Raw genomic sequence first — 24,933 nt, 5'->3', positions numbered from 1 at the left:
GCCGGCCGATCAGCGCGATCTTGCCAGCGACGCTAATTCCATATTCTGTGACGTCAATCCATTTTGTGAGATCTTTGAGAGGGTGCGATGCGACGGATCGGAACGCGGCTTTTGGGGCTGGCGCTGTGCGTGGGACTGGCCTGGCCGGCGGCGGCCGCGACGTCGCCGCCGACCTGGACGGGCTCATGGGCGACGGCTCTGGTTCCCACCGACGCGGCCAACCTGCCCGCGCCGCTGGGCGAGGTCACGATCCGCCAGGTGGTGAGGCTGGGCGCGGGCGGGCCGCGCCTGAGGCTGCGGCTGGCCAATACGTTCGGGACCGCGCCGCTACGGATCGACGGCGCGCGGGTGGCGCTGGCAGCCGCGCCCGGCGGGGCGGGGATCGTGGCGGAGACCGACCGGGCGGTGACCTTCGACGGCCAGGCCGGCGTGACCATACCGCCCGGCGCGACCTGGCTGTCCGATCCGGTGAACCTGCCGGTCGAGGGCCTGGCGCGGCTGGCCGTCAGCCTGCGCCTGCCCGAAGTCCCGCGCCAGGCCAGCGTGCACCGCTCGGCCCGCACCACGGCCTTCGTCGTCGCCGGCGACCAGTCGGCCGCGCCGGAACTGGCAGGCGCCACGAGCTTCACCCAGTGGGCCCAGCTGGCCGGCGTCGACGTCGAGCGGCCCTCCGGCAAGGGCATGGCGGTCGTGACCCTGGGCGACTCGATCACCGACGGCTCGGGTGCGGGCGTCGACGTCTACGAGCGCTGGCCCGACGTGCTGGCCGCGCGGCTGCAGGCGGACCCGCGGACGAAGGGCGTCTCGGTGCTGAACGTCGGCATCGGCGGCAACAAGCTGCTCAAGGACGGCAGCGGCCAGGCGGCCCTGGCCCGACTGGATCGCGACGTGCTGACCCAGCCGGGGGTGAAGGCCCTGATCGTGCTGATCGGCATAAACGACATCGGCGGCCTGTCGCGCGAGGGCGAGGTGACGCCGGAAAAGCGGACCCAGGTCGTGACCGGCCTGATCGCCGCCTACCGCCAGATCGTGACCCGGGCGCACGAGCGCGGCCTCCGGGTGATCGGAGCGACGATCCTCCCGTGCGGGGGGACCAAGATCTACCGTTCCGACGCGGACGCCGACGCCGACCGCCAGGCGGTCAACGCCTGGATCCGGGGCTCGGGCGTGTTCGACGCGGTGCTCGACTTCGACCAGGTCACCCGCGATCCGGCCCATCCCGAACGCCTGCTGCCGGCCTACGACTCCGGCGACCAGCTGCATCCCTCGCCGGCGGGCTACAAGGCGATGGGCGAGGCAGTGGCGATCGGGGCGTTGGTCAAGCGTTAGGGTTCAAAAGGGTTGTCATCCCGGAAGCGCGTAGCGCTGTCCGGGACCCAGGTGAACCGCACCGCCTTCGCCCAGTCCCCTGGGTCCCGGACAGCCTCTGCGAGGCTTCCGGAATGACAACCCTTGTTGGATGGAGAGGGTCGTTAGCCGCCCACCGTCACGCTGACCGTCGCCGCCTTCAGCCCCGGCGCCGAGGCGGTCACGCGCAACTCGCCGGCCTGGCCGCGCCGGGTGCGGACGATCGCCTGGCACAGGCCGTTGAAGGCCTTGCGCTGGCTGGCGACGTCGGCCTCGTGGCTGGTCGGATTGCCGTTGCCGACGCCGATCACCTCGCCCGGGCCGCCGAGCGTGAACGACACCAGGTCGTCGGCGCGAGGCACGAGGCGGCCCTTGGCGTCCAGCACCTCGACCTTGAGGACCGCTACGTCCTGGCCGTCCGCGCGCAGGCCAGTCTTCAGGAGGATTGGGCGGTCGGCGGTGATCCGCAGGCTGGCGGCCGGGCCGGCGGTCTCGCGGCGCTCGCGCAGGACGACCTTGCCGTCCTTGTAGCCATGGGCCTCGATCACGCCCGGCGCGTAGGGGACCGACCATTCGACATGGTGGTTGGGCACGACGTCGCGGGCCCCCTGGCTCTTGCCGTTCAGGAACAGCTCGACCCGGTCGCAGTTGCTGTGGGCCCAGACCGCGATCGGCTGGCCCTCGCGGCCCTCCCAGTTCCAGTGCGGCAGCAGGTGCAGCAGCGGCTCGGACCGCCACCAGGCGCGGTAATAATAGTAGTTGTCCTTGGGGAAGCCGCAGGTGTCGAGCGCCCCGAAGTGCGAGCTGATGCTGGGCCAGCGGTTGAACGGTGTCGGCTCGCCGCGATAGTCGAAGCCGGTCCAGATGAAGCCGCCGGCCATCCACGGCCGGTCGGCCGCGTGGCTCCACCACTTCTCGGCCGTGGTCGCCCACCAGGGGTGCTCGGTGTCGTAGGCTGGCACGTAGAGCTTGGCGTCGTCGCGGGCGTATTCGCCGCGCGTGGCCACGGTGCTGGCGCTCTCGGTGCCGATGATCGGCACGTGCGGGAAGCGCTTGTGGAACTCGTCCATCTTCTCATGGCGATAGTTGAAGCCCTGGACGTCGATGACGGCGCTGATGCCCTCGCCGAAGCCGTTGTCCATGGCGGCGATGACCAGGCGGGTGGGGTCCAGACGGTTGACCAGCCGTTTCATGGTCGTGGCCACCTTGGCCCCGCGCGCCGTGCCCTGCTGCGGTTCCTCGTTGCCGATCGACCAGAGGATCACCGACGGGTGGTTGCGGTCGCGGTGGACCAGGCGCTCCAGCTCGCCCATCGAGGTCGGGTCGCTGGACATCCGCCGGGTCTCGTCGATCACGACCATGCCCAAGCGGTCGCAGGCGTCCAGCAGCTCCGGCGTCGGCGGGTTGTGGGCGGCGCGATAGGCGTTGCAGCCCATGCTCTTCAGCTGTTCCAGCCGCCAGACCTGCAGGGCGTCCGGGATGGCCGCGCCCACGCCGGCGTGGTCCTGGTGGTTGCAGGTTCCCTTCAGCTTCACCGCCTGGCCGTTCAGCAGGAAGCCCTTGTCGGCGTCGAAGGCGATCGAGCGGACGCCGAAGGGCGTGACGTAGCGGTCGACCACGGCGCCGCCGACCTTGACCTCGGTGACCAGGCTGTAGAGGTGCGGGGTCTCCAGCGACCACGGGATCGGATTAGGCAGCGTCACGGTCAGCGACAGCGACTGGCGCTCCCAGGCCGGCAGCAGGCCGTTGGCCGGCGCGGGGGCCAGCACCGGCTTGCCGGCCGCGTCGAGCACGGTGTGGGCCACCGCGTAGTCGGCGCGGGCGTCGCCCTCGTTGACCAGGTCGGTGTCGATCGACAGCGTCCCATCGAGCTTGGCGCGGACGAACACGCCCCATTGCGGCACGTGGACCGGGGCGGTCTTGACCAGCCAGACGTGGCGATAGAGGCCCGCGCCCTCGTAGAACCAGCCCTCGCCCAGGCTGGCGTCGACCCGGACGACCAAGGTGTTCTCGGCGCCGAGATTGGCGATGTCGGTGATGTCGACGCGGAAGGGCGAATAGCCGCTGTCCTCGCGCTCGAGGATATAGCCGTTGACGATGACCGTGGCGTCGCGGAAGGCGCCGTCGAACTCGATCGACAGCCGCTTGCCGGCGTCGGCGGCGGGCAGGGCGAAGGTCTTGCGGTACCAGCCGACGCTGGTGTCGGGAAACTCGCGGCCCAGCGGCTTGTAGCCGTGGGCGGCGCGCAGGTCCTCGTCGTCGGGCTTGCCGGACGGGACGAAGGCGGGGTTGTCGACGAACGGCAGCTCCACGCCCCAGTCGTGAGGCAGGGTGACGGGCGCCCAGGCGGCGGCGTCGAACTTCGGGTCGGAAAGCTGGCTGACCGCCCAGTTGGCGGCGGTGGCGCCGGCCTTGGCGAAGGTGCGCTGGTTGGCCCCGAAGCCGAAGTCGCGGGCCGGGTCCTGGGCGTGGCCCAGCTTGAAGCGCCAGTCGAAGTCCAGCGACAGGCGCTCGCGCGGGGCCAGGTCGATGGCGGGCGGGGACGACGGCGCCGGCCCGGCGGGCGTCTTGCCCCTTGGCGTGGCGGCGCGGGCGGAAGCGGCGCCGATCATGGCGGCGGCGCCGGCGGTGGCGACCAGGGCTTGGCGACGGCTGAAATCGACCATGGGGACCTCGAGCGGAAAACAAAAAATGGGGAGGAAGCGGTCGGCTTCCTCCCCAGGGCGCAGGATCATCGGGAAGCCTGATGGATCCAGCTCGGCGAGCCAGGCTCGCCGCCGCCACCCCCGCAGGACGAAGGGGTGGCGGAAAGGGTCAGAACTTCACCGTCACGTCCATCAGGTAGCGACGACCGTAAAGGTCGTAGCGGCCCAGACGGTCGGGGGTGTTGTCGCGGTACATGCGCAGGCGCTCGTTGGTCAGGTTGTTGACCTGGAAGCGCACGGCGACATGGTCGTTGAAGGTGTAGGAGCCGCTGAAGTCGAGGGTCTTCTCGCTTTCCAGGGTCTGCAGATCCGCGCCGCTCCAGCCGTAGATCACCGTCATCGGCGAATGGTACTTCCAGCCCAGGCGCGCCTCGACCGGACCGTTGGCGTACCACAGGTCGACCGTGGCGGTGTTCTTGGCCAGGCCCGTCAGGGTCAGCGGCTTGGTGACCGGCTGGAATTCCCGAAGGTTGGACTGGACGTAGGCGTAGTTCGAATAGATCCCGAACTTGCTCAGCGGTCCCGGCAGGAAGAAGAACGGCGTCTGGAAGGTCAGCTCCAGGCCCTGGATGTGGCCGCCGCCGCCGTTGACCGGGCTCGACACCGCATAGGTGACGCCATTGTAGGTCTCGGGCGTCTGCTTCCAGCCGATATAGGTGTCGACGTCCTTGTAGTAGTAGGACGCGGCGACCAGGCCCTCCGAACGGAAATACCACTCGGCCGAGGCGTCGAACTGCACGGCCTTGAACGGCTTCAGGTCGGGGTTGCCGGCCGAACCGGTGAAGGGCTGCCAGGTGGTCAGGGTGCGGCTGGCGCGCAGCTCGTCGAGCGGCGGACGGGCCACGACCTGGGCCAGGCCGAAGCGCAGCACGCGGCCCTGGTCGAAGTCCAGCTTGACGTTGGCGCTGGGCAGCACGTCGGTGTAGTCGCTGCCCACCGAGACCGCCGAGAAGGTCGCCAGGCCCGGGTCCTGGCGATAGCCCTCGCTGTCGGTCTTGGTGCTGACCACGCGGACGCCGAAATTGCCGGTCATCCAGGCGCCGGCGACGCCGTCGGCCGCGAAGTTCAGCTTGCCGTAGGCCTCGGCCACCTTCTCGTGCACGCGCCAGCGCTGGGCCAGGTTGTCCACGGCGTTGGCCGCGTCGAAGCCGTGGTCGCCGTAGGCGGCCTTGGCGATGGCGTCGATGTCGCCGGTCAGGATGTTGGGGACGTCGAAGCTGCTGATGTTGTACGAACTGAACAGGCTGGCCGGCAGCGTGACCGACTGGAAACAGGTGCCCCAGGTCTGGTCCTTCAGCGTCGGGCTGTTCATGGGCAGGTTGCCCGGGTTGGGGCAGGTCGCCCACGAGGCCTGGTCGTGGTCCTTGACCCGGTCGGAATAGCGTCCGCCGAACTGCAGGCTCTTGAACGCCCCGCCCGAGAAGTCGCGGGTGAAGTCCAGGGCGCCGGCCATCAGTTCGTCGTTCAGGTGCTCGGGACCGTCGTTCTGGCCGCCACGATAGCTGGGCGCGACCTGGGCCAGCTTGGTGGGGTCTTCCGTCGTCGTGACGCTGGGCTTGACCCCGGCGCGGGTGTCGTAGGTCATCGAGGCCGGATAGACCTCGGTGCGTACGGCGCGCCAGTTGTTGGTCCGCTCGGCCTGCGAGTAGGACAGGTCGCCGGCCACGGTCCAGGCGTCGTTGGTCCACTTGCCGTTCAGGCCGCCGGCCCACAGCTTCTTGTCCTCGGTGTAGCGCGCGATCACCGAGGTGACGGCGGCGAAGGGCAGGGTGGCGGCGACCACGTCGCCGTCGACCAGGGTGTAGTGGGCGCCGGCGGCGTTGTAGTCGCCCCAGTTGCCGTTGTTCCAGTTGCCCATGTTCTGGGCGTAGATCTGCTGGTCCTGGTTTTCGGTGATCTTGATGTCGGAATAGAGCAGGTCGGCCTTCAACTCGAAATGGTCGGTCGGCTTCCATTGCAGGCCGGTCGAGACGCCGGTGCGCTTCTGGTCGATCTTCTTGATTTCCAGCTGCATGCCCCACGGCGTGGGATCGACCTTGCCGTCGCCGTTCAGGTCGCCGCTGAAGTCGCTGGCGCCTTGCGGCTGGCGCATGACCGAGTCGTTGTAGCCCCAGCCCTGGAACGAGGTGTAGCCGTTCTTCTGCTTCTGGCTGGTCAGGCCCAGCACGATGGCCAGGTCGTCGTTGAACCTGTGCACGAACGAGCCCGAGGCGCGGTAGCCGGTCTGGCCGTAGTTCGGGATGTCCTTGCCGCCGTCGTAATAGACCGGCCCGGCGCGGACCACGAATTGCGGGCCCTTGTAGTCGAGCGGGGCGATCGTATCGATGTTGATGGTCGCGGCCACGCCGCCGGCGATCAGGTCGGCCGACTGCGACTTGTAGACCTGGACGCCCGAGACGACTTCCGACGGATAGATTTCCCAGCGGACGTTGCGGTCGGGCTCGGACGAGGCGACCTCGCGGCCGTTGATGGTGCCTAGCACCAGGCGGGCGCCCAGGCCGCGCACGACGGCCTGGCTGTCGTTGCCACGGTCGCGGGTGGCGTTGACGCCGGGCAGGCGGGCGATCGACTCGGCGATGGTGACGTCGGGCAGCACGCCGATGTCCTTGGCCGAGATGGCCTCGACCACCTTGTCGGAGCCGCGCTTGACGTCCAGCGCGTCGCGCAGGCTCTTGCGCACGCCGGTGACGACGACCTCATCGACCTGGGCGACGCTTTCCTGCGCCGAGGTCGACGCCGGCGCCTCGGCGGCCGACCCGGCGGTGGACGACGCCGGCGCGCCTCCTCGGATCAGGACAACGTTCGAGGCGGTGCGCTGATAGTTGAGGTCCGACCCCTTGAGCAGCAGGTTCAGGGCCTCGGCGCTGGTGTAGCGGCCGCGCAGCGCGGAACTCTTGCGCCCCTGGACCACGGCCTTGGTGAACAGCACCTGGGTGTTCGACCGGTCGCCGAACGCCTTCAGGGCCTGGTCCAGGTCCTTGGCCGGAATGTTGAATTCATAGGTCTGGGCGACAGCGGCCTGGCCCTGGGCCAGGGCGGGCGCGGCGGCGGCGAGACCCGTCAGCAGAATGGCGCTCGCGGCGCCGGCGCAAAGGCCGTGACGGCGTCCGCGTGGACGATAGGCAGTCATCGTTTTCCCTCCCGGTCCGCGGCTCGCTCTGGTGGCCGTCTTGGCTCTCGAAACCCGCGGATATGGGTTACGACGCGGCTCTTGGCGGAGCCCTCAAAAAAAACTTCACCGTGGCTTGGATCAGGTCTGTGGGTCAGCCGCGGGAGCGGATCTGGACGACGGACTCGCCGGTCGATACCTCGACCGGAAAATAGATCTGCACCGCCTCGACGAAGGCCGGGGTGTCGCCGGCGTTGAAGATGCCGCTGATCTTCAGGGCGCGGGCGGGATCGTCCTCGACGACGATCTTCACCCGCGAATAGTTGTTCATGCGGGCGACGGCGTCGGCCAGGCTTTCGTCGTCGAACACCAGCTTGCCCTCGCGCCAGGCCATGGCCCGCTCCACGTCGACCGCCTCGTGCATGCGCGGCGCGGCGTCGGCGGCGAAGACCAGCTGTTGCTGCGGGACCAGTTCCTTCGGCGGCGGGGCGACGCCGCGAGCCGAAGCGGTCTCGGTCACCGCCACGCGGCCCTCGACCAGGGTGACGACGACCCGCTGCCCCTCGTGTTCGACGGTGAAGGCGGTGCCCAGGGCGGTCACGGTGCGCGTGCCGGCCCGCACCTTCATCGGGCGGGCCTTGTCCTTGGCCACCTCGAAATGAGCGCGGCCCTCGACCACTTCGGCCAACCGCAGGGCGGGAGAATAGGCGACCTTGACCAGGGTGTTGGCGTCCAGGGAGACGCGACTGCCGTCCGAAAGAGTGACCGTGCGCTGTTCGCCAATCGCCGTCCGCAGGCTCTGGCCGGCGTCGGGGTGCAGCCGTCGCCAGCCGTAATATGCGAGCGGCGCGGCGGCCAGGACCGCGAGGCCGGCGGCGAATCCGCGCCGGCCAAGGTCGAATCCGCGCCGCCGCCCGATCCCGCCGGCCCGGTCCAGCGCGTTGCGACGCAGGACCAGCAGTTCGGGCGCGGCCGCCTGTTCGCCGAACAGCGCCCAGCTCGCCTGGACGTCCTCGAACGCCTGCCGGTGTTCGGGCGAGGCGTCGCGCCAGTCCTCGAAGGCCTCGAAGATCGCCGCGTCATCCGGAGAGTCGCCCAGGCGCATGAGCCAGCGCGCGGCCTCTTCGTGAACGATGCTGTCGGACAAGGATCGGGCCACGGACCTGCTCTAGAACGCGCGAGCGCGCCTTGCCAGATGCGCCAGCGCCTTGATCATGTACTTCTCGATCGAACTCGACGAGACGCCGTACAGCGTCGCGATCTCGGCGTGCTTCAACCCTTCCAGTCGATGCAGGATGAACACGTCGCGGGTGCGGGCGTCCAGCTCCTCCAGGGCGGTCAGCGCGGATCGCAAGGACTGCCTGCCTTGTAAGACGCGCTCGGGCGAACGAACCTCAATGTTTTCGTCGCGGTGGGCCGCTTCGGCCAGGTGCTCGGCGAAGGTCTTGGCCCGGCGCGCCCGGTCGCGCAGCAGGTTCACGGCGGTTCGGAACAGGAAGGCCTCGGGATTGTCGATCCGCTCGCCGCCGTCGCCGTCGGTCCTTTGCAGGCTGCGGACCATGCGCAGGAACACCTCCTGGGTCAGGTCCTCGGCCTCGTCGCGACGGTGGACGCGGCGCAGGAAGAAGCTGGTCAGCGGGCCGCGATACCGCGCATTGAGGCGATTGATCCGCCCGTCGTCGGCCGTCTCCACCTGTTGCTGCGCCGGGTTGTCCCGCGGCATCGCGACCTCCTCGACCGGCGCGCCCCCGCGCCCGACGTTCCCCTGGTCCGACAGCCATATCGCCGTTTTCGGGGAATCTCCATTCATATTATTAAACAGACAATCGAAGGTCGAGTCCGACAGATCAAGGTTGCTCGCCCAGGGGGACGGTGGCCGCGCGGTCGCCGCCGTGGCCACGGTCACCGAGGTTCCGGGCGCCAGCCGCGTGCGGCAGACGAAGGCGTCGCCCTCGCGGGTCATGGGCCTGCTGGGGCCGCAATGGCGTTCCTCCCGACGTTACGCGCCTCGTGACGCGGCGGCGCGGAAGGTGTCGGCAATTATATTATAAATAAAGCGCGGCGTTTTTGACCCTCTGGGGACAGGCGCATGCGCCTGTCCCCGTCCGCGTTTCCTGCGGCCTACAGCCCGGCGCCGCTGAACGTTCGCTGCTCCGCGAGATCTGGAGTCGTCCGAGGCGGTACCAACTCGTCGCCCACGCGCGCCGCCGTCTGGGTCTTCGTCGCCAGGCCGTCGTGGGCGAAGTCGTCGACGGCGATCACAGCGGCCACCGCCGTGTCGGCCGCCTCCAGCGCGGCGATCTCGTCGGCGGTCACCCAGCCCTGCTCTACCCCGTCCTTCCAGTGGCGGATCTTCTGGGCGCGCAGGCGGTCGTGGATCGGCTGGGTGGCGACCACGCGCTCGAAGGCGTCGATCAGCTGGCCGACGGCCTCGTCCTTGCCGCCGACATAGACGTTCTCGATCAGCCGGTCGCGGGTGGCCGAGGGGTGCAGCAGAAGCTCGGCGCAGGCGGTGGTCGTGCGGTCCGACGGGCCCCGGCGACGCGGGCCCAGCGGCAGGATCGCCGCCCGCAGCAGCCAGCCGGCCAGCACGTTGGGCAGGTTGGCGAACACCTCGTCGAACCGCTGCTCGATGGTGGCGAAGCCGGTATCCATGCACCATTGCAGCAGCGGGAAGTCGGCGTCCTGCCGGCCCTCGTCCTCCCAGCGCTTCAGGGCGCCCGACAGGAAATAGAGCTCGGCCAGGATATCGCCCAGCCGGCCCGACAGCATCTCCTTGCGCTTCAGGGCCCCGCCCAGGGTCAGCAGGGCGATGTCGGCGGTCAGGGCGAAGGCGGCGCTGTAGCGGCCCATTTTTCGATAGAACCTGGTGGCGCGGCCCGCGTCGGGGGCTGGAGCGAAGGCTCCGCCCGTCCAGCTGCGACTCCAGGCCCGCAGGCCCGTGCGGATCGCGTGCGCCACGTGCTTCCAGAGCACCGCGTCGAAGTCGGCCAGGCCCTTGGCCCGATCCGCCTCGCCGATCGCCAGGATCTCGCTCAGCAGGAACGGATGAGCCCGGATCGCGCCCTGGCCGAACACCATCAGGCTGCGGGTCAGAATGTTGGCGCCCTCGACGGTGATGCCGACCGGGATGGCGCGGTACTGCGAGCCCATGTAGTTGCGCGGCCCCTCGATCACAGCCTTGCCGCCGTGCACGTCCATGGCGTCGTTGACCACCACCCGCATGCGCTCGGTGGCGCCGGCCTTCAGCAGCGCCGAGATCACCGATGGGTGGTGGCCCAGGTCGAGGCCCGTGCAGGTCAGGCGACGGCCGGCGTCCAGCAGGTAGGCGTTGCCGGCGATGCGGGCCAGGCGCTCCTGCACGCCCTCGAACTTGCCGATCGGCACGTTGAACTGGCTGCGCACGCGGGCGTAGGCCCCGGTGGTCAGGGCGCTGAACGACGCCGCCGCGCCGGACAGGGCGGGCAGGGAGATCCCGCGCCCGGCGGCCAGGGCGGTCATCAGCATCTTCCAGCCCTGGCCCACCCGCTCGGCCCCGCCGATCACCAGGTCCATCGGGATGAAGACGTCCTTGCCCCAGTTGGGACCGTTCTGAAAGGTCTGGAAGGCGGGCAGGTGCCTGCGGCCGATACTGACCCCAGCCGTATCGGTGGGGACCAGGGCGCAGGTGATGCCGATGTCCGGGGCGTCGCCCAGCAGGTGGTCGGGGTCGCGCAGCTTGAAGGCCAGGCCCAGCACCGTGCAGACCGGCCCCAGGGTGATGTAGCGCTTGTGCCAGTTCAGGCGGATGCCCAGCACCTCCTGGCCCCTCCAGGTCCCGCGGCAGACCACGCCCTCGTCGACCATGGCCCCGGCGTCCGAACCGGCCTCCGGGCTGGTCAGGCCGAAGGCGGGCACCTCGCGGCCGTCGGCCAGGCGCGGCAGCCAGTGGTCGCGCTGGGCCTGCGTGCCGAATTTCAGGATCAACTCGCCCGGACCCAAGGAGTTGGGCACCATGGCCGTCACCGCGGCCGACACCGAGCGGGTGGCGATCTTGCGGACGATCTCGGCATGGCCGAACGCGGAAAAGCCCAGGCCGCCATACGCTTTCGGAATGATCATCCCGAAGAACTTCTGGCGCTTCAGATAGGCCCAGGCCTGCGGCGGCAGGTCGCGGGTCTCCCAGGTCATGGTCCAGTCGTCGAGCATGGCGCACAGGGTGTCGACCGGTCCGTCGAGGAAGGCCTGCTCGTCGGGCCGCAGCTTGGGCGCGGGGAAGGCCAGCAGTTCGTTCCAGTCCGGATCGCCGGTGAAAAGGGCCGCGTCCCACCAGGTGTCGCCGGCGTCGATCGCCTCGCGTTCGGTCTGCGACAGGGCCGGCATCACGCCGCGCGCCCAGGCCAGGATCGGCCGGGTGATCAGGTCCCGGCGAAAGTTGAAGGTGCTGGTCATGACGCCGCCTCGGTTGCCGATGGACGTCTAACGCGATGGGGCGGGGTGAGGATGCGACGGCGAGGCCAGAGGCTTTCCCTATGCGAACGGAGGGCGGATCGATTTTCTGGTGGGGTTGGTGAGCGGAACTTGCTCCCTCTCCCATAGGGAGAGGGTCGGGGTGAGGGGTTACGGCATCAGACGGAGCGCCGGCACGCCGTCGAACCTCGTAACCCCTCACCCTCCCATGCTGCGCATGGGCCCCTCCCTCTCCCTTTGGGAGAGGGGCAACCTCCGCAATGGGTCGTGATCCAGACATCCAGATCGCCGTCTACCCCGCTTCCCCCGTCAGCTCCCGCCGCGCCTTGTCCAACTCCTCCGCGTAGCGCCGCGTCGCGAAGGCCTCGGACAGGATGCCGATCACCTCGCGGTTGGCGTCGATCACCGCCAGTTCGTCGGCCTGGGTGTGGTCGAAGGCGCGCATCACCTCCTTGATCGACTGGTCGGCGGTCAGGGCGGTGTCGGTGTAAAGCGCCAGGCCGCCGACCGGCTTTTCGCTGTCGTCGGGCTGGGCGTAGGCCAGGGCCGTGCGGACGATGCCGGCGTAGCGGCCCTTGTCGTCCAGCATCACCACCCGCTTGGTCGAGCCCAGCGGGTAGCGGCGGCGGAACTCGGCCAGGCTGGCCTCGGCCGGCACGGTCTTGACGTCCTTGCGCATCATCCGGCCGGCGGTCAGGGGTCGCATCCAGCTGACGTCGTGGGCGCTGCGGATGGTCTCGCCGCGCAGGTGCAGCCGCCAGGTCGAGAACGAGTAGCCGAAGGTCTCGCGCACCAGGGCGCTGGCGATCAGCGAGGCCACCAGGGCCGCGGCCGCCACGGTGAAGTCGCCGGTCGCCTCCAGCACCAGGAACGACATGGTGAAGGGCCCGCCGACCACGGCGACGCCGAACGCGCCCAGCCCGACCAGGGCCGCCACCGTCGGGTCCAGCGACGGCAGCCAGGGCACGAACACCGTCAGGGCCGCGAAGATCTGGCCCACCAGCACGCCCAGGAACAGCGAGGCGAAGAACAGGCCGCCCCGGAAGCCGAAGCTCAGCGACACCACGCTGGCCAGGGCCTTCATGGCCAGCAGGATCAGCAGCATCCTCAGGCCCAGGTCGGCGGTCAGGTTGACGTGCACCGCGCCGTGGCCGGCCGACAGGGTCTGGGGCGTGATCATCGCCAGGGCCGCCAGGGCCACGCCGCCGACCATCGGCCGGACGGGCTTGGGCAGCCTGGACTTCCCGACCAGGCCCTCGGCCGAGGCCACCAGCCGCATCAGGGCGACGCCCGCGAACGCGCAGACCACGCCCAGCAGGGCGTAGAGGCCGTAGTCGAACCACGACTGCACGGCGGGGGTCGAGGTCTTCAGCAGGTAGGGCAGGCCGCCCATCCGTCCGGCCACCAGCACCGCGGCCAGGGCGGCGGCGGCCACCGGGGCCAGGTTGGCGACGGTATAGGCCCCGATGACGATCTCGAACGCGTAGAAGGCCCCGGTCAGGGGCGCGCCGAAGGCGGCGGCGATGGCCGCGCCGGCTCCCGCGCCGACCAGGGTGCGCATGTCGGCCCGGCGCAGGTTCAGCCGCTGGCCGGCGAACGAGGCGATGGCCGCTCCGGCCTGGGCGTAGGCGGCCTCCAGTCCCACCGAGGCCCCGACCCCGTTGGACAGCAGGGTCTGGCCGCAGATGAAGGCGCTGTCGCGGACCGACAGGTGGCCGCCGTGCAGGGCGTTGGCCTCGACCGGGTCGACCGCCGGCTTGGGGCGGTATTTCAGCCAGGCCCAGGTGGCCACGCCCAGCACCAGCCCGCCCAGGGGGATGGCCAGGGTCCGCCAGGGGGCGATCACGCTCTGGGCGCTGAGCCGCTCGTCGATATTGATGGCGAACAGCAGCACCTGCAGGCCGTGGGCCAGCTTGGCCTGCAGCACCGCCAGCGCCCCAGCTCCCGCGCCGATCAGGGTGGCCACGGCGATCAGCCACAGCTCGCTGGACCGGATCCGCCGCCGCAGCCAGCTGAGCCAGCGCACGGAGGTGGTGGTCGGGAGGGACAGCTGCATGAGGGTTCCGGTCGCGAAGGGCGGCGCGGCCATCCTATGGGGGTTGCGGCGGACTGGCAAAGCTGGGGACAGGTCCATGGACCTGTCCCCGTCAGAGCGCGCGGCCGCCTTCGTGCGCCAGCAGCCACCGCTTGCGCTCCACCCCGCCGCCATAGCCGGTCAGGGCGCCGCTGGTCCCGATCACCCGGTGGCAGGGCACGACGATGGCGATCGGGTTGGCGCCGTTGGCCGCGCCGACCGCGCGGACGGCGGCGGGGCGTCCGACCTGCCGGGCCACGCCGGCGTAGCTGGTCGTCTCGCCCAGCGGGATCTCGACCAGGGCCCGCCACACCTGGTGCTGGAAGGCGGTGCCGCCGATCGTCCAGGGGATGGTCCGCAGCGCCGCCAGGTCGCCGGCGAAATAGGCCGCCAGCCCGTCGCGGACGGCGGCCGGCGCCGCCCCGCGCTCCACCGTCTGGCCGCGATGGTGCAGTCGCAGGGCGCTGGCCAGGCGCTGAGGCTGGTCGTGGAACTCCAGCACCCGCAGCCGCCCGTCGCGGTCGGTGACCACGTCGATTTCGCCGATCGGGGTGGCCAGCACCGCGTGCGCCAGGACCTCAGGCCGCACGCTTCACCTTGCGAACCGGCGGCGCTCCTTCGTCGGCCAGCGAGGCCCACAGGTGTAGGGCGGCATAGGCGCGCCAGGGCCGCCAGGCCTCGGCGCGGGCCAGCAGCTGGTCCGGAGTCGGACGGACGCCGTCGGCGTCGGCCAGGGCGCGCATCAGGGCCACGTCGGCGGCCGGGAAGGCGTCCGGCTCGCGCAGCTGGCGCATGGCGATGTACTGGGCCGTCCATTCGCCGATGCCCGGCAGGGCGCGCAGGCGGGCGACCATCTCGGCCAGGCTGGCGGTCGGCGACAGCAGGTTCGGATCGGCGGCGATCGCCTCGGCCATGGCCGACAGGCAGCGGATGCGGGCCCCGGGCATCTTCAGGTCCGAAAGGTCAGCGGCGGCCAGGCGGTGGGCGGACGGGAAGGCGTGGGTCAGGCCCGGCTCGGCCCAGGGCTCGGGCAGCGGCTCGCCGTGCGCGGCGGTCAGGTCGCCGGCCAGCTTGCGGGCCTGCACGACGGTGATCTGCTGGCCCAGGATCGCCCGCACCGCCAGCTCGAACCCGTCCCAGGCCCCGGGCACCCGCAGGCCGGGGCGCAGGGCCACCATCCGCGCCAGGTCCGGGTCGCGCGACAGCACCTCGCCGATGCCGACCGGGTCGGCCGACAGGTCGAACACCCCGCGCACCCGGGCCAGGATGCGGGGCAGGGCCGACGGCCGGGGGAAGCGCACCGCCACGCTCAGCCGGTCGCCGCCGATCGGCGCCACGGCGATCGTCCCGGCCGCGCCGTCCAGGGCGATGACCCGGCGGTAGACATTGTTGTCGACGGCCTCGACGCCGGGGATCGCCCGCATGGCCAGGAAGGCCAGCATGCCGTCCCAGTCGTAGGGCGGGCGGTAGCGCAGGGTCAGGGAGATGGCCTCGCCGGCCGGGGCGGGCAGGGCCTTCCGCCGGCGCAGGGCGGCGGGCGGCCGGTCGTAGAGCTGCTGGAAGGTCTCGTTGAAGCGCCGCACGCTGCCGAAGCCGGCGGCCAGGGCCACCTCGGCCATCGGCAGGTCGGTCTCGTGGATCAGCTGCTTGGCCAGCAGCACCCGCCGGGTCTGGGCCACGCCCACCGGCGTCGCGCCCAGGTGCTGCAGGAACAGTCGCCGCAGCTGGCGTCCGCCCACCCCCACGCGCTCGGCCAGGGTCTCCACATCGTCCTCGTCCAGCGCGCCGGCCTCGATCAGGGCCAGGGCGCGGCTGACGGTGTTGGACGCGCCGTTCCAGGCGCCCAGCTGCGGCGAGGTCTCGGGCCGGCAGCGCAGGCAGGCGCGGTAGCCGGCCTCCTGGGCCGAGGCGGCGGTGGCGTGGAAGGTGACGTTCTCGCGCTTGGGCGTGCGGGCCGGGCACACGGGCCGGCAATAGATGCCCGTGGTCCTCACGGCCACGAACAGCCGGCCGTCGAAGCGGGCGTCGCGGGTCTGGATGGCGCGGTAGCAGGCGTCGGGGTCGAGGTCCATGACACCGATCATAGACCCGGACGAGACGGCGTCTCGCGGTTTTCGGACCTCGTCATCGGTGGACGACGCACGGCGCCGGTTCTTGTCTATACAATTCTCGGATGATGGATATTCATCGATTGGGAAATGTCGATCTATCGACATTTTCTGTCGTAAATATTCCAAGCCTATATCACTATGCTCGCTAAAGCTGTCATGCGACAAAATGCGCAGCGAAAACAGTCCAATACACGGACGTTAACGTCCAATTCGGCATGAACATTAGAGACTGGTCAACCGAGATGGTCGCCAAATAGGCCGTAATTTCGGTCTGGGGCCATCATCATGAACTATCCCGTTCTCTGGACGACGAGCGCGCTGATCGCCGCCGTCGCCGTCTCTGGTTTCGCCGTCGCCCGCCAAGAGCGCGGCGCGCCCGGCGTCACCCTGGCCCGCGACGTGGTCGCCGCGGCCAGCGCCTTCGAGACCTACACCCGCGGCGCGGGGACCATCTCGGCGGCGTTCGAGAACGGCGGCGGCGTCGCCGAGGCCCTGGCCAAGGGCGCGGCCTACCAGCCCGAGCAGCTGGACGCCGGCATGATCGCCTACGGCGCCATCGCCGCCCTGCAGGAAGAGGCCTTCATCGACGGCGTCCGCCAGGCCGCCCGCGAGACGCCCGCCGAGGTGCTGATCGAGCGCCTGGAAGCCAATCCCGAAAGCGTCGTCGAGATCGACGGCGTCGGCGCGGCCGCCAGCCGGGCCCAGGCGGCCCTGCTCAAGCGCGGAACGCCGCTGGGCGTCACCGGCAAGGCGGTCAAGCAGGCGGCCTACGACATCCAGCACCAGGACTGGTCCAAGGGGCCGATCGCCGACACCGCCGGCCGCCTGGCCAAGGTCAAGGCGATGTCGGCGGCCTTCTTCACCCCCGGCGACGAGGACGCCGGTCGGCTGATCCAGGCCGCGACCGCGCCGCGCGAGGCGGGGAGCTTCGGCGGCGAGGGCGGAGCGGCCTTCACCCCGGTGACCGTGCGGGCCGCGGCCCTGGCGGCCCTGGCGGTGCTGGGCGCGGCCGGCGACCAGGACGCCGGCAAGCTGGACGTCGTCATGCACGACAAGAAGAGCGGCTTCTGCATGAAGATGGCCAAGCTGAACCTCTACCAGTGCCTGGCCGTGGCCGGTCCGCACTACGAGGACGTCTTCTGCCTGGGCCAGCACGCCCTGATCGACACCGCCCAGTGCGTCAGCGACGCGGCCGGCGGGGCGGCGGTCCCGACGGCGGTGCCCGCCCCGGCGGCGCGTCCGTTGCCGGGCTTCATGATCCCCGTGGCCGGCGCCAGCGTGGCGGCGATGTCGCCGGTCCCGACGGGGAACTGACCGCGGGTCCAGCGACGAACGCGCCGGACGGTTTACATCCGCCGCGTTCGTCCCTAGAGAGCTGCGCCATGTCCGTCGTGATGACCAAAGCCATTATTCGCAAAACGACCCGCGTCGGCGGGGCGTCTGCGGGTGTGCGCGCGGTCTAGACGCGACAACCGGACAGAAGCCCCGCCGACGCGCGGGGCCGTCCTTTCCAGACCGACGGACATCCCCGCGCCTCCGCATCCTCCAGGAGACGCATGACATGACTTCCGCCTTTTCCACCTCCAACCCGCCGCGCGTCGGCATCGTCGGCGCCACCGGCCTGGTCGGCGAGATGATGCGGACCCTGCTGGCCGAGCGGGACTTCCCGCTGGCCTCGCTGCGCCTGTTCGCCTCGGCGCGGTCGGCCGGAACCACCCTGGCCTGGCGCGGCGGGGAGATCGTGGTGGAGGATGCCGCGACCGCCGACTATGCCGGCCTGGACATCGTCTTCTTCTCGGCCGGCGGCGCTGCCTCGCGCGCCCTGGCGCCGAAGGTCGCCGCGGCCGGGGCGATCGTCATCGACAACTCATCGGCCTGGCGCGACGACCCGGCCGTGCCGCTGGTGGTGGCCGAGGTCAACCCCCACGCCCTGGCGGAGATCCCCAAGGGGATCGTCGCCAACCCCAACTGCACGACCATGGCGGCCATGCCGGTGCTGAAGCCGCTGCACGCGGCGGCCGGGCTGAAGCGACTGGTGGTCAGCACCTACCAGGCGGTGTCGGGCGGCGGCGTGGCCGGCATCGACGAGCTTCGGGACCAGATCCTGGCGGCTGCCGACGGCGGCGCGGCCCTGGCCCGCGACGGCGCCGCCGTGGACTTCCCCGCCCCGAAGAAGTGGGCCGCGCCCATCGCCTTCAACGTGGTGCCCCTGAACTACAAGCTGGGCGAGGACGGCTACACCGAGGAAGAGGCCAAGCTGCGCGAGGAGACCCGCAAGATCCTGGAGATCCCGGGCCTGCCGGTGTCGGGCACCTGCGTGCGGGTGCCGGTGTTCACCGGCCACTCGCTGTCGATCAACGCCGAGTTCGAGCGGCCGATCTCGGTCGCCGACGCCCTGGACCTGCTGGGCGAGGCGCCGGGCGTGGCGCTGGCCGAGGTCCCCAATCCGCTGGCCGCCACCGGCCAGGACCCGGTGTTCGTCGGGCGGGTGCGGTCCGACCCCACCGTCGCCCACGGCCTGGCGCTGTTCGTGACCGGCGACAACCTGCGCAAGGGCGCGGCGCTCAACGCCGTCCAGATAGCCGAGGTGCTCGTGGGAGCCGGCTAAACCGTCACCGCCTGGGCCTGGAACCCCTCCGCGCCGAAGACGCGGAGGTAGCGGGCGATCTCGGCGGGATCGCCCACGGCCTTGTTGGGATTGTCCGACAGCTTGACGGCCGGGCGGCCGCCGGCCCGGGTGACCTTGCAGACCAGGGACACGGGGCCCAGGCTTCGGGCGTCCGGCGCGCAGCCGACGAAGTCGTTGGTCAGGTTGGTGCCCCAGCCGAAGCTGGTGCGCACCCGGCCGGCGAAGTGGCGGTGCGTCGTCTCGATGCTCTCGACGTCCATGCCGTCGGAGAACACCAGCAGCTTGTCGCGCGGGTCACGGCCGCGGGCCCGCCACCAGGCGATGATCGCCTCGCCGCCCTCGACCGGCGGCGCGCTGTCGGGGCGAAAGCCGGTCCAGTCGGCCAGGTCGTCGGGGGCGTCGCGCAGCAGGGCCGCGGTGCCGAAGGCGTCGGGCAGCACCACCTTGAGATTGCCGCCATAGGCCTGCGACCACTCGTCCAGCACGGTGAACGGCGCCCGGCGCAGGGCCGCCTCGTCGTCGCCGGCCAGGGCGGCCATCACCATCGGCAGCTCGTGGCCGTTGGTGCCGATGGCCTCCAGGTCGCTGTCCATGGCCAGCAGCACGTTGCTGGTGCCGATGAAGGCCTCGCCCAGCCCCTCCTTGAGCGCCTCGACGCACCAGCGCTGCCACAGGAAGCCGTGGCGGCGGCGCGTGCCGAAGTCCGACAGGACCAGGCCCTCCAGCCGCCGCAGCCGCTCGACCTTGTCCCACAGCTTGGCCTTGGCGCGGGCGTAGAGGACGTCCAGCGAGAACTGGCCCAGGCCGCGCATCGCCGCGCGGCTGCGCAGCTCGTTGATGATCGCCAGGGCCGGGATCTCCCACAGGGTGACCTCGGCCCACGGCCCTTCGAACTCCAGCACGAACTGGCCGTCCCGCCGGTCCAGCCGGTAGTCGGGAAGCCGGTAGTCGGCGAGCCAGGCCAGGAAGGCCGGCTCGAAGATCTGGGCCCGGCCGTAGAAGCTGTTGCCGGCCAGCCAGATGCGCTCCTTCTTGCTCAGGCGCACGGTGCGGGCGTGGTCCAGCTGCTCGCGCAGGGCGCCCTCGTCGATCTCGTCGGCGATCCGCACCGCGCGGGTGCGGTTGACCACCGAGAACGTCACCGGCACGTCGCGATGCCGCTTCCAGATCAGCTGCAGCATCAGCAGCTTGTAGAAGTCGGTGTCCAGCAGGCTGCGGACGATCGGGTCCAGCCGCCAGCCGTGGTCGTGGACGCGGGTGGCGATGTCGGTGACGGGCATGGGCGGCTTTCAAGGGACCGGAGGCGGTGGGCGGCGATGGAACGCGGGTCCTAAGGGAACAGCCCCGCCGTCCGGTAGGCGGCGATCGTGCGGTCGTAGATCGCCACGTCGCCGCCGCCGCGGGCCAGCAGCTGGGCGCCGTTGATGGCCGACAGCACCGCCAGGGCCTTCTGGTCGGCCTCGGACCCGGTCAGGCCCAGCACCTGGGTCAGCCACGCCACGTTCAGGGCGATGAACCTTTCGACCTCGACCATCACCTCGGCCGGCATGTCGGCCTTTTCGGCGGCCATGATCCCCACCAGGCACATGCGGTTGTCGTTGACCAAGGCGGCGCGGAACACGCCGGTATAGAGGCCCATCCGCGTCGCCGCGTCGGGCGCGACGGCCAGGAAATGCTCGAAGGCCCTGGCCGCCCCGTCGGTGTAGCGCTTGGCCAGCGCCGCCCCCAGGTCGCCCTTGGTCGGGAAGTGATAGTGGATGCTGGCGCTCTTGATCCCGACGGTCTTGGCCAGCTCGCGAAAGCTCAGGGCGTTGTAGCCGCGGGCCTGCACCACGGCCTGGCCGGCGTCCAGGATCGCCTGCCGCGTGTCGAGCTTCGTCGTTTCGGTCACTGCTGAGTCCTTGCCTACCTACCGATAGATAATGGTTGACGACGACGCCCGAAAGGCCTTTACGGGTTTTGTCTATCTACTGATAGGTAGAATCACAACCGAGGCAGCCGCCATGAAAATCCACGACTTCGCCATCGGGCCCAATCCGGCCCGCGTCCGCATCGCCCTGGCCGAGAAGGGTCTGGCGTCCGACGTCACCTTCGTGCCGGTCGACCTGCCCGGGGCCGAGCACAAGCAGCCGGCCTTCCTGGAGAAGAACCCGACAGGAACCGTGCCGGTGCTGGAGCTGGACGACGGCCTGTTCATCTCCGAATGCACGGCGATCACCGAGTACCTGGACAATCTCGACGGCAATCCGGTGCTGACCGGCCGCACGCCGCGCGAGAAGGCGGTGATCCACATGATGCAGAAGCGGGCCGAGTCCGAGCTGATCGACGCGGTTGGGATCTATTTCCACCACGCCACCCCCGGCCTCGGCGCGAAGATGCTGCCCTACAAGAGCCCGGACTGGGACGGCCGCCAGGCCTGGGGCGAGCGTTCGCGCGACAAGGCCGTGGCCGGCATGCGCTATTTCGACAAGGTGCTGCGCGACCAGCCCTATGTGGCCGGCGAGGCGTTCTCGATGGCCGACATCACGGTGTGGGGCGGCCTGGCCTTCGCCGACTTCGCCCAGATCGCCATCCCGGAGGACTGCACGGCGCTCATGGCGTGGCGGGCGAAAGTGGCGGACCGGCCCAGCGTGCGGTCACCGGCGGGGTAGGTTGAGTGGGGGCGGGGGGGCACCATTTCGTTGTCATCCCGGACAAGCGCGAAGCGCGCCGATCCGGGACCGGCGCGTGAACGCAGGCGCTTCCGGCGGTCCCGGATCTTCGCTTCGCTACGTCCGGGATGACAACGATCTTGGACGATAGAAAAAGGCCTCCCGGTTCGCACCGGGAGGCCTCGTCACATCGTCGAACGAGAAGCCCCTACCGGATCCCCGCCACTTCCCGCGCCCGCTCGCGCTCGGCCTTCTGCTGGTAGGCCAGGTCGCCGTACTTGCCGTATTCCATCCGGGCGATGGTGCGCTCGTGCACCTCGTCCGGGCCGTCGGCCAGGCGCAGGGTGCGGATGCCGGCATAGGCCTTGGCCAGGCCGAAGTCGCTGGTCACGCCGCCGCCGCCGTGGGCCTGGATGGCGTCGTCGATGATCTTCAGGGCCAGGCGCGGGGCCGCGACCTTGATCATGGCGATCTCCAGCCGCGCCGACTTGTTGCCGGCCTTGTCCATCATGTCGGCGGCCTTCAGGCACAGCAGGCGGCACATCTCGATGTTGATGCGGGCCTCGGCGACGCGTTCCTCCCAGACCGAGTGGTCGGAGATGTACTTGCCGAACGCCTTGCGGCTCATCAGCCGCTTGCACATCTTCTCCAGCGCCACCTCGGCCGTGCCGATGGTGCGCATGCAGTGGTGGATGCGGCCGGGGCCCAGGCGGCCTTGGGCGATCTCGAAGCCGCGGCCCTCGCCCAGCAGCAGCGCGTCCTCGACCGGCACGCGCACGTCCTTGAGGATCACCTCGGCGTGGCCGTGCGGGGCGTCGTCATAGCCGAACACCGGCAGCATGCGGACGATCTCGATGCCGGGGCTGTCCATCGGCACCAGCACCTGGCTCTGCTGCTGGTGGCGGCTGGCGTTGTCGGGATCGGTCTTGCCCATGACGATGGCCACCTTGCAGCGCGGGTCGCCCACGCCTGAGCTCCACCACTTGCGGCCGTTGATCACATAGTGGTCGCCGTCGCGCTCGATGCGGGTCTCGATGTTGGTGGCGTCCGAGCTGGCCACCGCCGGCTCGGTCATCAGGAAGGCGCTGCGGATCTCGCCGTTCATCAGCGGGCGCAGCCAGCGCTCCTTCTGTTCCAGCGTGCCGTAGCGCATCAGCACTTCCATGTTGCCCGTGTCGGGCGCCGAGCAGTTGAACACCTCGGACGCGAAGCCGATCTTGCCCAGCTGTTCGGCGATCAGGCTGTATTCGAGGTTGGTCAGCTGGACGCCCTCGAACTGGAACGTGTCGTCAACATGGGTCTGGCCGCTGTGGGGCGGCATGAAGAAGTTCCACAGGCCGGCGGCCTTGGCCTTGGCCTTCAGTTCCTCGACGACCTGCACCACCTTCCAGCGCTCGGCCCCGAGCACGTTCATCTCGGTCTCGTAGACCGGGACGGCCGGAACGACATGCTCTTCCATGAACGCGGTGACACGGTCGAGGAACTGCCGTTGGGTGGCGGAGATTTCGAAGTCCATGGCGTTTCCCGTCCCGTACTTGTGTTGTCAAACGCTTGTTTGAAACCGTTCTAGCACCGAAGCGGCGCGGACGGCAAGCGGGGTTGCTCCTTCCGATTGTCATCCCGGGCCTCGTGCCCGGGACCCCTTCGTCCGCCGCAGGTGCGGATGAGTGGCGCGCCGGCGCGCCACGGCGCTTCACCGTCAGCTGAACCAGGGATCCCGGGCATGAAGCCCGGGATGACGATTGAAGGGGGAGGGATCGAGTGGGACTGCACGCCGCCCTACAGCACGTAGTTCACCGCGATCACCGGCGTCACCGAGGCGGTGGTGTTGCGGCCGGCCGGGATGACGCGGGCACCGGCGATCACGCCCAGGACGGGGCTCAAATTGTACTCCACGGCTGGGGCCAGGATCAGGGCCTGGCCGACCGGCGAGCGGCGCGCATAGGCCGCGCCCGCGCCGTCGACGCCGGACACCGTGGTCGCCGCGTCGCGCTGGTAGGCCAGGTCGATCGCCGCCACCCACCGGCGGGTGAGGCTGTACTCGAAGGCCAGGTCGACGTTGAACGAGTCCCCCGGCCGGGCGCGGCCGTCGAAGCCGGCCGGCGTGCCGTAGACGCTGGCGCCCTCGACGTCGGCGTGGCCCGAGCGGGTGTAGGCCAGGTTCAGGCGGGTGCGCAGGATCCGGCCGTTCGGCGTCCAGAAATAGGTCTGGGAATTGAGGCCGACCGTGGTGGCGTAGGCCCCGCCGCCAAAGCCGTCGTTGGGGCGGGTGTCGAGCCGGTCGTGGCGGCCGGTGGGCAGGGTCTCCTGCAGCATCAGCGAGATCGTCGGCGTGCGACCGCCTTGCTTCCACTGGCTCAGGCGGTACTGGCCCTGGACGGTCAGGTCGCCCAGCCGCACGCCCGAGCTGGACCGGCCGCCGGCCCGGCGATAGCCGAAGCGGGGGATCAGGCCGGCCGTGAAGGTGTCGGTGACGCCATACAGCAGATAGGTCTGCGAGCCGTAGGTGTCGGCGTCGGGGGCGGGGCGCCGCTTGCCCTTGCCGTCGATCACGCCATACGGCTTGGCGTCGTAGAGGTAGGGCTCGATCAGGGCCCGGCCCTTGGGCAGGGTCGCGGCGCCGGAGGCGAGGATCGGACCGGTCCACCAGGCGTCGTCCAGCGATTGCCGGACCGGGGCGGCGTCCTTGGCGAAGGCGGGGGCGAACGCGGGGGCCGCCAGGGCCAGCCCGGCCAGCAGCGACGCCATGCCCAGGCGGGCCCGTAGCGCGTGCGAAATCATCGATCGTCTCCCCCGTCGGCGTCGCGGCCTTGAGCGGCCGGCGATCTCGTTAGACGGTCGCGCGCGCGGCCGCCGCCCGGAACTTGCGACAGCATCGTGTCAGGACGTGTCAGCAGCGTGAGCGGGTCGGACGGCCGGGACGCCGGATCGCCGCGCCGACCTTGCGCGAGGCCCGGGGGCGAGGGCATCCTGCCGCCCATGAACATCCAGATTCGCCCCCTCGAAGGCCGCTATGTCCGGCTGGAACCGATCACGCCAGAGCTGCGCGCCGAGCTGAAGGGCGCGATCGACTGCGATCCCGACAGCTGGGAGATCATGTCGACCAACGGCTGCGGCGAGGGCTTCGCCGACTGGTGGGGCGCGCTGAAGGGCGAGACCGAACGCGGCGAGCGGATCGGCTTCGCCATCCGCCGGCTGAAGGACAACAAGGTGGTCGGCACGTCCAGCTACCTGAACATCCGCAAGCTGCATCGCGGGCTGGAGGTCGGCTCGACCTTCCTGCACCCGGACGCCCGATCGGGTCCGGTCAATCCGGAGTCCAAGCTGCTGCTGCTGAAGCACGCCTTCGACTCCGGGGCGATCCGGGTCGAGTTCATGGTCGACGTGCGCAACGCCCGCAGCCAGGCGGCCGTCGAGAAGCTGGGCGCCGACAAGGACGGCGTGCTGCGCAACCACAAGATCACCTGGACCGGCCACGTGCGCGACACCGCCGTGTTCTCGATCACCGACGCCGACTGGCCGGGCGTTCGGCAGCGCCTGGACTTCCGGCTGCAGGAGACGTTCGCCTAGATTCGGAGTTCGTCATCCTCGGACTTGTTCCGAGGACCCCTCCGTCGGCTGAGTTGGCGTGAGACGCGAGGCCGCGATCTCGCCGTTTCATTGATCTTCCTTCTTCTCGGCTGAAGCAGGGATCCTCGGAACAAGTCCGAGGATGACGAGTGATGGAGCGGCAATCTCACCAGTGTATCGCGCTCAATTGTCACGACGTCGCCAAGAACGCTGATCTTTGAGGTAAAGATGGCGTTATCCATATCCCCGTAAAGTTTTCGCCAAGCTTTCGCGCGTAGTTTCCGGCTC

17 protein-coding genes and 1 pseudogene are annotated in these 24,933 nt (G+C 70.1%); 6 read left to right on the top strand and 12 right to left on the bottom strand.

Features of this window, described 5'->3' with window-relative positions:
• Positions 1-87: 87 nt before the first annotated feature.
• The gene (locus tag ACSQ2G_RS14940; RefSeq protein WP_436032153.1) at positions 88-1,329 is read left to right on the top strand and encodes an SGNH/GDSL hydrolase family protein; all 1,242 of its coding nucleotides are present in this window, start codon (positions 88-90) and stop codon (positions 1,327-1,329) included.
• A 143-nt stretch (positions 1,330-1,472) separates the two neighbouring features.
• Here ACSQ2G_RS14940 and galA read toward each other — a convergent pair whose 3' ends face one another.
• From galA to ACSQ2G_RS14915, 5 genes are all read right to left on the bottom strand, one after another.
• A complete protein-coding gene (gene galA / locus ACSQ2G_RS14935) occupies positions 1,473-4,013 on the bottom strand; it encodes a beta-galactosidase GalA (protein WP_436032151.1) in 2,541 nt (846 codons plus the stop codon).
• Between the two features lie 148 nt (positions 4,014-4,161).
• Positions 4,162-7,182 carry a TonB-dependent receptor gene (locus tag ACSQ2G_RS14930; RefSeq protein WP_436032149.1) on the bottom strand — a complete coding sequence of 1,007 codons (3,021 nt, stop codon included), beginning with the start codon at positions 7,180-7,182 and terminating at the stop codon, positions 4,162-4,164.
• Positions 7,183-7,315: 133 nt separating this feature from the next.
• On the bottom strand, positions 7,316-8,320 hold the full coding sequence (locus ACSQ2G_RS14925; RefSeq protein ID WP_436032147.1) for a FecR family protein: 1,005 nt from the start codon (positions 8,318-8,320) through the stop codon (positions 7,316-7,318).
• Between the two features lie 9 nt (positions 8,321-8,329).
• The gene (locus ACSQ2G_RS14920; protein ID WP_436032146.1) at positions 8,330-9,067 is read right to left on the bottom strand and encodes an RNA polymerase sigma factor; all 738 of its coding nucleotides are present in this window, start codon (positions 9,065-9,067) and stop codon (positions 8,330-8,332) included.
• A 215-nt stretch (positions 9,068-9,282) separates the two neighbouring features.
• A complete protein-coding gene (locus ACSQ2G_RS14915) occupies positions 9,283-11,592 on the bottom strand; it encodes an acyl-CoA dehydrogenase (RefSeq protein ID WP_436032144.1) in 2,310 nt (769 codons plus the stop codon).
• A 115-nt stretch (positions 11,593-11,707) separates the two neighbouring features.
• Between ACSQ2G_RS14915 and ACSQ2G_RS14910 the strand changes: the two are divergent.
• Positions 11,708-11,858 (top strand): annotated as a pseudogene (locus tag ACSQ2G_RS14910) (hypothetical protein); the annotation flags it as partial.
• Positions 11,859-11,902: 44 nt separating this feature from the next.
• Here ACSQ2G_RS14910 and ACSQ2G_RS14905 read toward each other — a convergent pair.
• The 3 genes from ACSQ2G_RS14905 to ACSQ2G_RS14895 all read right to left on the bottom strand — a co-directional run bounded on the left by ACSQ2G_RS14905 (position 11,903) and on the right by ACSQ2G_RS14895 (position 15,756).
• Positions 11,903-13,666, bottom strand: a complete 1,764-nt coding sequence (locus ACSQ2G_RS14905) for a chloride channel protein (protein WP_436032142.1) — start codon at positions 13,664-13,666, stop codon at positions 11,903-11,905.
• 91 nt (positions 13,667-13,757) lie between these two features.
• Positions 13,758-14,273, bottom strand: coding sequence for a methylated-DNA--[protein]-cysteine S-methyltransferase (locus tag ACSQ2G_RS14900; RefSeq protein ID WP_436032140.1), 516 nt, complete (start codon positions 14,271-14,273; stop codon positions 13,758-13,760).
• The gene (locus tag ACSQ2G_RS14895) at positions 14,263-15,756 is read right to left on the bottom strand and encodes an AlkA N-terminal domain-containing protein (protein WP_436032138.1); all 1,494 of its coding nucleotides are present in this window, start codon (positions 15,754-15,756) and stop codon (positions 14,263-14,265) included. Before ACSQ2G_RS14895 ends, ACSQ2G_RS14900 begins: the two co-directional genes overlap by 11 nt.
• Before the next feature lie 324 nt (positions 15,757-16,080).
• On the opposite strand from ACSQ2G_RS14895, the gene ACSQ2G_RS14890 reads away from it, so the two are divergent.
• Both ACSQ2G_RS14890 and ACSQ2G_RS14885 read left to right on the top strand, forming a co-directional pair.
• Positions 16,081-17,109 carry a hypothetical protein gene (locus tag ACSQ2G_RS14890; protein ID WP_436032136.1) on the top strand — a complete coding sequence of 343 codons (1,029 nt, stop codon included), beginning with the start codon at positions 16,081-16,083 and terminating at the stop codon, positions 17,107-17,109.
• A gap of 247 nt (positions 17,110-17,356) precedes the next feature.
• A complete protein-coding gene (locus ACSQ2G_RS14885) occupies positions 17,357-18,403 on the top strand; it encodes an aspartate-semialdehyde dehydrogenase (protein ID WP_436032134.1) in 1,047 nt (348 codons plus the stop codon).
• On the opposite strand, the gene pncB is transcribed toward ACSQ2G_RS14885, so the two are convergent.
• Positions 18,400-19,704 (bottom strand): nicotinate phosphoribosyltransferase, encoded by a 1,305-nt coding sequence (pncB, locus tag ACSQ2G_RS14880; protein ID WP_436032133.1) that lies wholly within the window; start codon positions 19,702-19,704, stop codon positions 18,400-18,402. The genes ACSQ2G_RS14885 and pncB overlap by 4 nt on opposite strands.
• 50 nt (positions 19,705-19,754) lie before the next feature.
• Positions 19,755-20,315 carry a TetR/AcrR family transcriptional regulator gene (locus ACSQ2G_RS14875; protein ID WP_436032131.1) on the bottom strand — a complete coding sequence of 187 codons (561 nt, stop codon included), beginning with the start codon at positions 20,313-20,315 and terminating at the stop codon, positions 19,755-19,757.
• A gap of 112 nt (positions 20,316-20,427) precedes the next feature.
• Between ACSQ2G_RS14875 and ACSQ2G_RS14870 the strand changes: the two genes are divergently transcribed.
• Positions 20,428-21,075: a glutathione S-transferase family protein gene (locus ACSQ2G_RS14870; RefSeq protein ID WP_436032129.1), complete on the top strand. Its 648-nt coding sequence runs from the start codon at positions 20,428-20,430 to the stop codon at positions 21,073-21,075.
• Positions 21,076-21,283: 208 nt separating this feature from the next.
• Here ACSQ2G_RS14870 and ACSQ2G_RS14865 read toward each other — a convergent pair whose 3' ends face one another.
• Positions 21,284-22,591: an acyl-CoA dehydrogenase family protein gene (locus ACSQ2G_RS14865; protein ID WP_436032127.1), complete on the bottom strand. Its 1,308-nt coding sequence runs from the start codon at positions 22,589-22,591 to the stop codon at positions 21,284-21,286.
• A 263-nt stretch (positions 22,592-22,854) separates the two neighbouring features.
• Positions 22,855-23,856, bottom strand: coding sequence for a transporter (locus ACSQ2G_RS14860; protein ID WP_436032125.1), 1,002 nt, complete (start codon positions 23,854-23,856; stop codon positions 22,855-22,857).
• Positions 23,857-24,054: 198 nt separating this feature from the next.
• Here ACSQ2G_RS14860 and ACSQ2G_RS14855 point away from each other — a divergent pair, with 198 nt between their 5' ends.
• Entirely contained in the window at positions 24,055-24,645 is a 591-nt protein-coding gene (locus tag ACSQ2G_RS14855; RefSeq protein WP_436032123.1) for a GNAT family N-acetyltransferase, read from the top strand.
• Positions 24,646-24,933 lie beyond the last annotated feature (288 nt).

The sequence above is a fragment of the Caulobacter sp. LjRoot300 genome (assembly GCF_964253875.1).
In the GTDB taxonomy this organism is placed as follows: Bacteria; Pseudomonadota; Alphaproteobacteria; order Caulobacterales; family Caulobacteraceae; genus Caulobacter.
Note: the sequence above shows the minus strand (reverse complement) of the source record. Positions and strands in the feature narration are given on the sequence as shown.

Bases quoted from the DNA above. Each gene is read 5' to 3' on its own strand.
- ACSQ2G_RS14860 (WP_436032125.1), bottom strand. From the start codon at position 23,856: ATGATTTCGCACGCGCTACGGGCCCGCCTGGGCATGGCGTCGCTGCTG.
- ACSQ2G_RS14930 (WP_436032149.1), bottom strand. From the start codon at position 7,182: ATGACTGCCTATCGTCCACGCGGACGCCGTCACGGCCTTTGCGCCGGC.
- ACSQ2G_RS14895 (WP_436032138.1), bottom strand. From the start codon at position 15,756: ATGGACCTCGACCCCGACGCCTGCTACCGCGCCATCCAGACCCGCGAC.
- ACSQ2G_RS14905 (WP_436032142.1), bottom strand. From the start codon at position 13,666: ATGCAGCTGTCCCTCCCGACCACCACCTCCGTGCGCTGGCTCAGCTGG.
- ACSQ2G_RS14855 (WP_436032123.1), top strand. From the start codon at position 24,055: ATGAACATCCAGATTCGCCCCCTCGAAGGCCGCTATGTCCGGCTGGAA.
- ACSQ2G_RS14870 (WP_436032129.1), top strand. From the start codon at position 20,428: ATGAAAATCCACGACTTCGCCATCGGGCCCAATCCGGCCCGCGTCCGC.
- galA (WP_436032151.1), bottom strand. From the start codon at position 4,013: ATGGTCGATTTCAGCCGTCGCCAAGCCCTGGTCGCCACCGCCGGCGCC.
- pncB (WP_436032133.1), bottom strand. From the start codon at position 19,704: ATGCCCGTCACCGACATCGCCACCCGCGTCCACGACCACGGCTGGCGG.
- ACSQ2G_RS14885 (WP_436032134.1), top strand. From the start codon at position 17,357: ATGACTTCCGCCTTTTCCACCTCCAACCCGCCGCGCGTCGGCATCGTC.
- ACSQ2G_RS14865 (WP_436032127.1), bottom strand. From the start codon at position 22,591: ATGGACTTCGAAATCTCCGCCACCCAACGGCAGTTCCTCGACCGTGTC.
- ACSQ2G_RS14915 (WP_436032144.1), bottom strand. From the start codon at position 11,592: ATGACCAGCACCTTCAACTTTCGCCGGGACCTGATCACCCGGCCGATC.
- ACSQ2G_RS14940 (WP_436032153.1), top strand. From the start codon at position 88: ATGCGACGGATCGGAACGCGGCTTTTGGGGCTGGCGCTGTGCGTGGGA.
- ACSQ2G_RS14890 (WP_436032136.1), top strand. From the start codon at position 16,081: ATGAACTATCCCGTTCTCTGGACGACGAGCGCGCTGATCGCCGCCGTC.